This window comes from Runella sp. (assembly GCF_027484545.1).
In the GTDB taxonomy this organism is placed as follows: Bacteria; Bacteroidota; Bacteroidia; order Cytophagales; family Spirosomataceae; genus Runella.
Genome location: NZ_JAIXST010000328.1, coordinates 1 through 9,200, shown reverse-complemented (window position 1 = coordinate 9,200; position 9,200 = coordinate 1). Strand labels below are relative to the sequence as shown.

The 9,200-nt window shown below is 39.4% G+C and carries 13 protein-coding genes; 5 read left to right on the top strand and 8 right to left on the bottom strand.

Annotated elements, in window-relative coordinates:
- Positions 1-8: 8 nt before the first annotated feature.
- The gene (locus tag Q0081_RS29380) at positions 9-188 is read right to left on the bottom strand and encodes a transposase (RefSeq protein WP_298361947.1); all 180 of its coding nucleotides are present in this window, start codon (positions 186-188) and stop codon (positions 9-11) included.
- A 247-nt stretch (positions 189-435) separates the two neighbouring features.
- Between Q0081_RS29380 and Q0081_RS29375 the strand changes: the two genes are divergently transcribed.
- Positions 436-867: a hypothetical protein gene (locus Q0081_RS29375; RefSeq protein WP_298361944.1), complete on the top strand. Its 432-nt coding sequence runs from the start codon at positions 436-438 to the stop codon at positions 865-867.
- A gap of 291 nt (positions 868-1,158) precedes the next feature.
- Here the strand turns inward: Q0081_RS29375 and Q0081_RS29370 are convergent, their stop codons facing one another.
- From Q0081_RS29370 to Q0081_RS29340, 7 genes are all read right to left on the bottom strand, one after another.
- On the bottom strand, positions 1,159-1,695 hold the full coding sequence (locus tag Q0081_RS29370) for a DUF1003 domain-containing protein (protein WP_298361941.1): 537 nt from the start codon (positions 1,693-1,695) through the stop codon (positions 1,159-1,161).
- A gap of 95 nt (positions 1,696-1,790) precedes the next feature.
- The gene (locus Q0081_RS29365; protein WP_298361938.1) at positions 1,791-2,153 is read right to left on the bottom strand and encodes a YtxH domain-containing protein; all 363 of its coding nucleotides are present in this window, start codon (positions 2,151-2,153) and stop codon (positions 1,791-1,793) included.
- 38 nt (positions 2,154-2,191) lie between these two features.
- The gene (locus Q0081_RS29360; RefSeq protein ID WP_298361935.1) at positions 2,192-2,536 is read right to left on the bottom strand and encodes a cupin domain-containing protein; all 345 of its coding nucleotides are present in this window, start codon (positions 2,534-2,536) and stop codon (positions 2,192-2,194) included.
- A gap of 335 nt (positions 2,537-2,871) precedes the next feature.
- Positions 2,872-3,432 (bottom strand): AraC family transcriptional regulator, encoded by a 561-nt coding sequence (locus tag Q0081_RS29355; protein ID WP_298361932.1) that lies wholly within the window; start codon positions 3,430-3,432, stop codon positions 2,872-2,874.
- A 177-nt stretch (positions 3,433-3,609) separates the two neighbouring features.
- Complete coding sequence (locus Q0081_RS29350) at positions 3,610-3,930, bottom strand: phosphoribosylpyrophosphate synthetase (protein WP_298361929.1); 321 nt, start codon at positions 3,928-3,930, stop codon at positions 3,610-3,612.
- A gap of 68 nt (positions 3,931-3,998) precedes the next feature.
- Positions 3,999-4,346 carry a cupin domain-containing protein gene (locus tag Q0081_RS29345; protein ID WP_298361926.1) on the bottom strand — a complete coding sequence of 116 codons (348 nt, stop codon included), beginning with the start codon at positions 4,344-4,346 and terminating at the stop codon, positions 3,999-4,001.
- A gap of 76 nt (positions 4,347-4,422) precedes the next feature.
- Positions 4,423-4,746, bottom strand: coding sequence for a hypothetical protein (locus tag Q0081_RS29340; RefSeq protein ID WP_298361923.1), 324 nt, complete (start codon positions 4,744-4,746; stop codon positions 4,423-4,425).
- Between the two features lie 457 nt (positions 4,747-5,203).
- Here Q0081_RS29340 and Q0081_RS29335 point away from each other — a divergent pair, with 457 nt between their 5' ends.
- The 4 genes from Q0081_RS29335 to Q0081_RS29320 all read left to right on the top strand — a co-directional run bounded on the left by Q0081_RS29335 (position 5,204) and on the right by Q0081_RS29320 (position 9,108).
- Positions 5,204-6,187, top strand: coding sequence for a ThuA domain-containing protein (locus Q0081_RS29335; protein ID WP_298361920.1), 984 nt, complete (start codon positions 5,204-5,206; stop codon positions 6,185-6,187).
- Positions 6,188-6,217: 30 nt separating this feature from the next.
- Positions 6,218-7,942, top strand: coding sequence for a GMC oxidoreductase (locus tag Q0081_RS29330; protein WP_298361917.1), 1,725 nt, complete (start codon positions 6,218-6,220; stop codon positions 7,940-7,942).
- A 60-nt stretch (positions 7,943-8,002) separates the two neighbouring features.
- The gene (locus Q0081_RS29325; RefSeq protein ID WP_298361914.1) at positions 8,003-8,758 is read left to right on the top strand and encodes a ThuA domain-containing protein; all 756 of its coding nucleotides are present in this window, start codon (positions 8,003-8,005) and stop codon (positions 8,756-8,758) included.
- Positions 8,759-8,820: 62 nt separating this feature from the next.
- Positions 8,821-9,108 carry a hypothetical protein gene (locus Q0081_RS29320; protein WP_298361911.1) on the top strand — a complete coding sequence of 96 codons (288 nt, stop codon included), beginning with the start codon at positions 8,821-8,823 and terminating at the stop codon, positions 9,106-9,108.
- Positions 9,109-9,200: the final 92 nt, after the last annotated feature.

Genomic DNA, 9,200 nt, shown 5'->3' with positions numbered 1-9,200 from the left:
GAAAATTATTACGGACTACACCCGCACTCGGTTAATACCCGCAAACGAAGGGCTGCAAAATCTACGTAACCAAAGGCCCTCCGAATGATACTACGAATATGGTTGTTAGTTCCCTCCATGCCAGCGTTGGTCATCCGATCGGTGAAGAAATTGCTTACCTTTTGCTGCCAATTATTGAACATAACCAAAAATTTTTCCAGTGATCACGATTCAATCGACGTATGTATGCCTGTTGTGATTTAATGGAAAATATTTTCAGGCTTTTAGGCTATGTCTTTAAAGCGAATAATAAATTCAACTACTTTGTTGTAGATACTTTTCCTGTAAATATTTGCCATAATATTCGGATTAGTCGGTCTCATTTAATAAGCGGTGGCGATGGAAAACCCATAGAAGATTATCGCGGCAAAAATGCCTCTAAACGTGTTTATTTCTATGGACGGTTCGCCGCTGCGATTCAAGCTTGCCATTATAATCACCGAAGAGGGTATTCCTGTAGAAATAGCCTTTATCCCGGGCAGTTTTGCTGAACAATCAGCTTTACATCGGTTGCCTTTTGATCTTCCGCAACGTAGCACTGTTTTTGGTGATAGTGGGTTTACTGACTATGAGTTTGAAGATTTTATGGCTCAGCAGGAACTTATAAAGATGATGATTACCCGTAAAAAAGGCTCACTCAGAGGTGATGATTTTACCAATAGGGTTACTAAAAAGCATTTCAGAAAGACCATAGAAACTTCTTTTAGTGAGATTACGGCTCAATTTGTCAAGAAAATTCATGCAGTAACTATCGAAGGTTTTCAATTCAAGGTCTTTGCTTTTATTGTTGCTTTTGCTGTTTGTAAATTCTTTGAACTTGATACGTAGCAACTTGAATTAACTAAATTGAAACCAAAGTTTTGATAGTTAGATTAAACAGTAAGCTACTTTGTTATCAATCTTTTTTTCGTCAATGCCAAGTCGAAAATAGTTTGGCTAATGAGGATTTTTAGATGTCGTATGATAGTTGAGATAATTCGTCCCTCAAGTTGCCTTATTTACTAACAAAGCAACAGGTCTTATAAAGCAACAATATAGTTTTCACTTCGTTGAAAGATTAAAAAACAAATACGTTGAAAATATTTAATAACGAAGTGTTGGGCAGGGTAATAACTGATTTTATTTAATTTTAGAATTAATTTCTTTAAGCAGGGTAAATTGTTTTTCCTGAGTTTCGAAAAGGGTTTTAATTTGGTCTTCCAATAATAAATTCATTTTCTGGTGCAAACTGCGAATTTGCATCTCTGCTTTCAAGTTTATCAGGTAATCGTTTTCGCTTCTCATCCTATCCTTTTCTTCCTGCCTATTTTGGCTCATCATAATGATCGGAGCCTGCAAAGCCGCAATACAGGATAAAATAAGATTCATTAATATAAAAGGGTAGGGGTCAAATTTATAGTGCCCTATCGCTACTACGTTAAAAATAATCCAAAGTGTTAAAATAACTCCAAATAAAATAATAAACCGCCAGCTTCCCCCAAATAGGGCTACTTTGTCAGAAATTTTTTGGCCTTGTGATAGTATTTCTAATGGTGGATTTAACAGATTATGAATAATAAGCTCTTCCTCTTTCAAAGTTTCTTTAACTATCTGATGCAGCTTATTTAAATGCTCATTCTCATCGGATAAAAGCTCATCAATTTCCTTATTTTTCATAAAAAAATCACACGTATGAAAAAACTCTATGTTGCAATAAAATAATTAACTCATTAAAATATAGAGTTGTTGACTATAAAAGCTCCTCGGTTGAATTAAAGTACTATATCCTTTTTACTCATTTTTCCATCCAGGTGTTTTGTTTTTTCTTTCCTAATAAACTCTTCGCTGTCTTTCCATATTTTCTCGATTTTATCGGTGGCTTCATTTAAAAAATCATCAAATTGGTCTTTGAAGTCATCAAGGTAATTTTCTCCATTTTGCATTATTTTTCTTCTGATCTTGGACCCTTTTTGAGGTGCAAAAACGATCCCAATCAAGGCACCAACGCCAATACTTGCCAAAATACCCAGCACTATTTTACCTGAATTCATGATTGATTTTTTTCTATTGTTCGACTGATTTTTTTTTAGTGAAGTCAATTCTTCACTTTCACTTCCTTTTTTTTGACTTTTCATAACTTTGATTTTGTTTTACAATTGGCTGATTGTCAACATTATACATCTTCGTATCCGCTCTTTATAATCGTAGAAATCATTTTGAAACGTTCGTTGGCTTTGATTGTATTTCGAGCGTGGGCGGGTATAATGATAGACTGACCCGTGTTCAACAGGTTGGAAGTGCCTTCAATAATCACTTCGGCTTTCCCGTCAATTACCTGAATGAAGGTATCGAAAGGAGACGTTCTTTCAGTCAGTGCCTCTCCAGAGTCGAATGAGACTGCGCTCACGTTGCCGGTTGTCTTTTTTATAATTGTTTTGATTACCACTGAATTAGGGATATATTCAATTATTTCTACAATGATAAATGCTTTCGCTTTTTCAAATTCTGAATTTTCCAATTGATTTTCGTTTTATAAAAAAGCTGCGCCAAGCAAATGTGTATTCCACTTCTTTTTATGAATAATACTAATTCAATTCTAAGATGGCGTATTTTCTATATAACAACTTTCTGAATATCAGTATTTTGCAAATCGAAAATCACAAATCGCACATCGAAAATAGTATAAGTATACTAAAGTAAATTCATGATGATGTGATTTCCACAGCCATTTTCGTTATCGTACGCGCAACTTCGTCGTCATTTATTTTAATAATACATCGGATGTCTATGCTGCAAAATTGAAGATGTTTTAGATAAAAAACGTTATAGATAAATGAGAAGATGTTACAGATATCACATGTTTTCTAAATTCTGCTTTCTTTTCTGTTGTATTTGTTTAAAAAACGAAGGAGAAAGGCCCGTTACTTTCTTAAATTGATTTGACAGGTGAGCTACACTACTGTAATGCATTTGATAGGCAATCTCCGTAAGGCTAAGTTCGTCATACAGTAACAACTCTTTTACTTTTTCAATCTTATGAATAATGATGAATTGCTGTATGGTAATGCCCTTTACTTCGGAAAATATATTGGCGAGATACGTATAGTCATTTCCTATTTTTTCGCTGATGTATTCGGAATAATTTACTTTAGGTAATTCATCATGATAATGAATCATTTCAATAATAACTCCTTTTATTTTTTCAATCAGGATACTCTTTTTATCATCGAGTAGTTCCAGTCCTGAGCGAAGGAGATTTGTTTTTAATTGTTCTCGTTGTTCAAGCGTAATATCTTCCATAATTTCAACCATGCCAAGGTCAATGACTATACATTTCAGTCCGAGTTTTTGCAATTCTGATTTTACCACCATCTTGCATCGCAGGCTAACCATATATTTGATATATAAGTGCATACATTACATTTTTATTGAATAATTACCCGATATACGTTGGGCGGCCGGTGTCTGGGCCAAAACTTGATTTATATTTTCGTTTGTCAATAGGTAGTGGACGACATGTCAAGCAGAATATTCACTTATTTATTCGTTGGGAAAATGATAAAAATCGCTGTTGAGAAAGTAACGGATTGATTATAAATGGTTTTTTAAATGTTCAACAATTTTAGAGGATTTAGAATCAGAATAGACACCATATCCATTTACAACTGTTCCTTTCATTGTGTGTTTTTTGGAAGAAATGGCAAAAACAATCATTTCATCTCCCGGATCGGTCATTCCTTCAAAGCGGTGCGTTTCATCAATTTCAAACGCATCAGAAGAGAGCGTAACCGAAGTTTTATTGCATTTTAGACATTCCTCTTCGGCCAAAAGTAAAAAATCTGTTGTGTACCCTCTTTTGATAAGGTCATTTACTGCTTCACTTACTGTCTCATATACTTTCTCAGAGTCCATCTTCATTTTCGTTTATTGAGTGTTTTTTATATGGCTGTTAATTTGGCATTTATCTTTCCTGTATGGGCTTAAATTTCCTCTTCGTATCCACTTTTTATAACGGTCGAAATCATTTTGAAACGTACATTGGCCTTGATGGTGTTATGTGAATGGGCAGGTACAATGATGGATTGGCCTGTTTCAAGCAGGTTCGACTTATCATCAATCACTATTTCAGCTTTTCCGTCAATCACCTGAATAAAAGTATCAAAAGGGGATGTTTTCAGTGATAAATCCTCACCCGAATCAAACGATACAGCACTTATATTCCCGGTTGTTTTTTTTATGATTGTCTTAATTACTACCGCATTTGGAACATACTCAATGATTTCAACAATGATAAACACTTTCGCTTTTTCGACTTCTGAATTTTCCAATTAGAATTAAATTTAGGTAAGATTAAGATATAAGGTGGGGCGGCAGTTTCAGGTAGTATTTCTTGTTATAAAATCCTCAGAGCAATAAAACCAGCAAAAGAATAATGACTAAAAGAGCTCCGACGGAGACATAGACACCGCCGCTAATGCCACTGAGTGTCTTATTGATGGAGCGTACTTCTTTCCGTAATTGTTTCTTTTCAGGTTTGGTCAACGAGGACTTATCCATATTGTTGATTTCGTCCAATCTGGCCAATAAAGTACGAGCCTGCGTTGCTTTTGCCGCTTCCGGGGAAGTCACAGCAACCAGATCGTTGTCTGAAGAGGCAGCCTTTGAAGGGGCAACAAGGGTTGTAGACAGCAGTAAGGCTGTCACTATGGATACAGTTAGCTTTTTCATAGTAACTAAATTTAAGTTGTGAATAAATTTTCACTGACAAAGTTCCTCTCCTTTGTTTAGATAAGCATTACACATAAATGGAGAACTGTTATATAAATCACATATTTTCTAAATAACTCGGGCAAAAACGCCGGAGTTATTTGATAAATGTGGTAAGAAGACCCGTGATTTTTTCAAACTGATTGGACAATTACAAGCCTAAATTTGCCATTCGTGTGGGATGCAACGGCAAACAGCCTAATTCAAGTACAATGTGTTGCTTTCAATTTTCTTGTACAGCAGTCTATCCGGGTAATAGAATGATGCTGAAAGGCGGTAGATCAGAAAGTGGAATCAAAGTGGAATGGAGCTGAAAATCAAGCCTAAGTGTTGACTGAAATCAATTCTTATGAAGGATAGTATTTTCTTTCTCAAAACTGCTTCTTAAAAAAAACAGACCCTTAAAACCTCAATAAAAGTGAAATCGAAATTCTGCATACTCCTTCTGCTGACAGTCTTCGTTTGGGTAAATGCTCCGGCGCAATCAAAAAAGAATGCTAAAGCTATCAAAACTCTGATTGTGGATGGGCAAAGTAACCACGTCCAATGGCCCAAAATCACCTACATGATGAAACAATACCTGGAAGAAACAGGTAAGTTTACGGTTGATGTAAAACGGACCTATTATACGTGGGAAGGCGCTGATCTCATTGATAAATATAAAATTGACGGTGTACCTGCCACCAAAGCCTTGCCGAAAGCAAAAACCGATTCAAGCTTTCACCCTGATTTTTCCAAATACGATTTGGTCGTCTGTAATTTTGGGTGGAATGCGGCCCCGTGGTCGGATGAAACACAGGCTGATTTTGAGAAATTTGTGAACAACGGCGGTGGATTGGTGGTCGTTCATGCTGCCGACAATTCGTTTCCGATGTGGCCCGCTTATAACAAAATGATTGGCTTGGGGGGCTGGGGCGACCGCAGCGAAAAAGACGGGCCGTTTGTGTATTATGACGAAACTGGGAAACTGGTAAAAGATATGCAACCTGGAAAAGCGGGTTCGCACGGAGCCCAAAAAGAATTTTTGATTACGGTAAGAGATTCTAAACACCCCATTACCAAAGGAATGCCGTTGAAATGGATGCACACCAAAGACGAAATGTATGACCGTCTGCGCGGACCGGCCGAAAAGATGGAAGTGTTGGCTACGGCATTTTCCCCCAAAGACAATCGAGGCACCGACCGCAACGAGCCGATGCTGATGACCATTAAATACGGGAAAGGGAGAATTTTTCACACACCTTTGGGGCACGTGGATTATTCGGTGGAATGCGTAGGTTTTATCACGTGTCTGCAACGGGGGGCGCAATGGGCGGCTACGGGCAAAGTAGACATCCCGATTCCTGCTGACTTTCCAACGGAAACGGCGGTAAGTCAACGAAAGTTTGTGGAAAAGCAATAATTAACCCCAAGGAACATCCCTTTGAAACGCATGTACCTTAATCTTAAAGCAAAGGAAAATAACACCTTTGATGCTATTGTCATTGGGTCGGGCATCAGTGGCGGTTGGGCAGCGAAAGAGTTGACTCAAAAAGGTTTACGTACATTAATGTTGGAACGGGGCCGTGATGTAAAGCACGTTACGGATTATCCTACCACGATGTCGTCACCTTGGGAAATGGAGCACCGGGGGCGTTTACCTTTGGAGGTGGTTGCCAAAAATCCGATTGTTGCTAAAACTGGCTATGCTTTCAACGAATATGGTCAACAATTCTTTGTCAAAGATGAGGAGCACCCTTTTACACAGGTAAAACCCTTTGATTGGACGCGTGGTTATCAGGTGGGGGGCAAATCGCTGATGTGGGCACGGTGGGTGCAACGATGGAATGAGGTCAACTTTGAAGAAAACGGACGGGAAGGCATTGGCGTCGATTGGCCTATTCGATACAAAGACTTAGCTCCTTGGTACAGTTACGTGGAAAAATTCATTGGCGTAGCGGGCAATAAAGATGGTTTAGCTTCACTGCCCGACGGCGAGTTTTTGCCTCCTTTTGACATGAATTGCGTGGAAAAGCATTTCCAAAAGTCCGTGGCGAGTCACTACAACGACCGGCATTTTATCATCAGTCGAACCGCAAATTTGAGTAAACCCACCAAAATTCATACCTATTTGGGCCGTTCTGCGTGCCAATCCCGAAATTGGTGCAATCGTGGTTGTCCGTTTGGTGCCTACTTCAGTACGCAGTCCTCCACGCTGCCGGCAGCTGTAAAAACGGGAAAATTGACCCTGCGGCCTTTTTCGGTCGTACATTCCATTATTTACGACGAGAAAACGAAGAAGGCTTCGGGAGTTCGTGTTATTGACACCAATACTTTGGAAATGATGGAATATTATGCCCGAATTATTTTTGTCAATGCCGCTACGCTCAACAGTACGCTTATTTTGATGAACTCCATTTCCAATCGTTTCCCAAACGGACTGGGAAACGACAGCGGGGCATTGGGCCATTACCTGATGGACCATAACTACCGAATTCGGGTCAGTGGTATCTATGAAGGCAATGACTTTGACAATAACTACTACTTTGGGCGTCGGCCTACGGGTACCTACATGCCGCGTTTCCGTAATTTGGACACTGACCGCCAAAAAGAATTTGTGCGAGGATATGCATACGCCTGCGGTGCGTCGCGACAGGGATGGGAACGGGGCAACGGCTCAACCCAATTTGGGGCCGATTTCAAAGCGAGTATGACGCAACCCGGGCCTTGGACGTTCAGCATGACGGGCATGGGTGAAATGCTGCCGCACGTCGATAATAAAGTGACTTTAAACACGGATAAAAAAGATAAATGGGGAATGCCAACGCTGAACATTGACTGTCAATGGCGTGAAAATGAAGACAAAATGGTGGTGGATGCCATTCAGCAAGCACAGGAAATGATGCAGAAAGCAGGTATCAAAGTGACAGCGGCTTTCGATAATCATCAGGCACCCGGCCTGGCTATTCACGAAATGGGCACGGCACGTATGGGGCGCGACCCCAAAACTTCCGTTTTGAATGGTTTCAACCAAATTCACGCCTGTAAAAATGTGTTTGTCACGGATGGCGCCAGTATGGTGTCCTCAGCCTGCCAAAACCCTTCCCTAACCTATATGGCACTCACCGCTCGTGCAGTAGATTATGCAGTTAAAGAAATAAAAAAGCTAAATTTGTAAAGCCGTATGATGATGTTTAAATAGTCCGGCACACCTCACCTTTTAGGCTTTTAAATCGTTATGAAACAATTAATCAGCACGCTTATTTGTATCTTTTGGCTGACGGCCAAGACAATTGCGCAGAGTGTTTTAATAGTAGCTGACGAAATTCCTGCCATGCAGGTCTTAACCAAAGCTTTGAAAGCTATGGAGGGAATCAGTACGAGAGTCGTTTTTCAGAATGATCTACCGGCTTCGTTAACCGGGTATCGGGCAGTGATTGTCTACATTCACAAAGACATAGACGCGGGTCCCGAAAAAGCGTTTATTCAGTACACTAAAAATGGCGGTAAACTCATTCTTCTTCACCACTCTATCAGTTCGGCCAAACGTAAAAATGCCGAGTGGTTTTCATTTTTAGGGTTGGATCTGCCCAAAAAAGACGCGAGCGAAGGAGGCTATCAATACGTAGGGGATATCGATATGGAGGTTGTGAATTTGGCTCCTGCCCATTTTATTACCTCCAATAAAATCACATACAATACTTCTATTGCGTATATCCGCGAAGGGCAAAGTGAGGAAAAACAACTTCCCAGTTTTGAACTGCAAAAAACGGAAGCATTTTTAAACCATGATTTACAAAAATCCCGTACCATTTTACTGGGTTTCAAAATGAAAGATACAACGGGAAAAGTATGGATGCAGGACCGTTCGGCTTGGTGTATGCCCGTGGAAAAAGGCTGGGTTTTTTACAGTCAACCGGGCCGTAGGACAGCTGATTTTGAAAATCCGATTTACGCCCGCATCATTGCCAATGCAGTGATTTATACGCCTTAACTTGGGTAATGATTTTGCAGAAAAAAAACTAGTAACTTGCTTTTGTAAAACCGTATAAAGACATGGAAGAACAAGAATCCGAACTTTTTGAGAAACAGGCAAAGGGAATTACCAAAGAGGAACGCATTGAAAAAAAACGAAAGGATATTTTAGACAGTGTTGCCACGGGTAATATGCAAAGTTTTCGGGATAGAGTAGCCTTCATTCTTAACCATTTCTACGAAGCAAGGAATTCGGATGTTGACTTGGTTTGGTCGTATTGGAATACCTTTGAGAAAGATAAATTTGATGGAGATTTTATAACAAAGGATACGCTTAAAAATCTGGTAGTGCTTCAATTATGGTGCTGAGAGCCCCATTGCATGATTCAAATTATGGTAGCATAAATAGAATTTGATAGCCCCAATGTGATTTTCTAATTTTTTAGAAAATGAGAGGGTTT

Coding starts and splice junctions, on each gene's coding strand:
- Q0081_RS29375 (WP_298361944.1), top strand. CDS start 436: ATGGACGGTTCGCCGCTGCGATTCAAGCTTGCCATTATAATCACCGAA.
- Q0081_RS29370 (WP_298361941.1), bottom strand. CDS start 1,695: ATGAAAAATAAGGAAATTGATGAGCTTTTATCCGATGAGAATGAGCAT.
- Q0081_RS29365 (WP_298361938.1), bottom strand. CDS start 2,153: ATGAAAAGTCAAAAAAAAGGAAGTGAAAGTGAAGAATTGACTTCACTA.
- Q0081_RS29355 (WP_298361932.1), bottom strand. CDS start 3,432: ATGCACTTATATATCAAATATATGGTTAGCCTGCGATGCAAGATGGTG.
- Q0081_RS29350 (WP_298361929.1), bottom strand. CDS start 3,930: ATGGACTCTGAGAAAGTATATGAGACAGTAAGTGAAGCAGTAAATGAC.
- Q0081_RS29340 (WP_298361923.1), bottom strand. CDS start 4,746: ATGAAAAAGCTAACTGTATCCATAGTGACAGCCTTACTGCTGTCTACA.
- Q0081_RS29330 (WP_298361917.1), top strand. CDS start 6,218: ATGTACCTTAATCTTAAAGCAAAGGAAAATAACACCTTTGATGCTATT.
- Q0081_RS29325 (WP_298361914.1), top strand. CDS start 8,003: ATGAAACAATTAATCAGCACGCTTATTTGTATCTTTTGGCTGACGGCC.
- Q0081_RS29320 (WP_298361911.1), top strand. CDS start 8,821: ATGGAAGAACAAGAATCCGAACTTTTTGAGAAACAGGCAAAGGGAATT.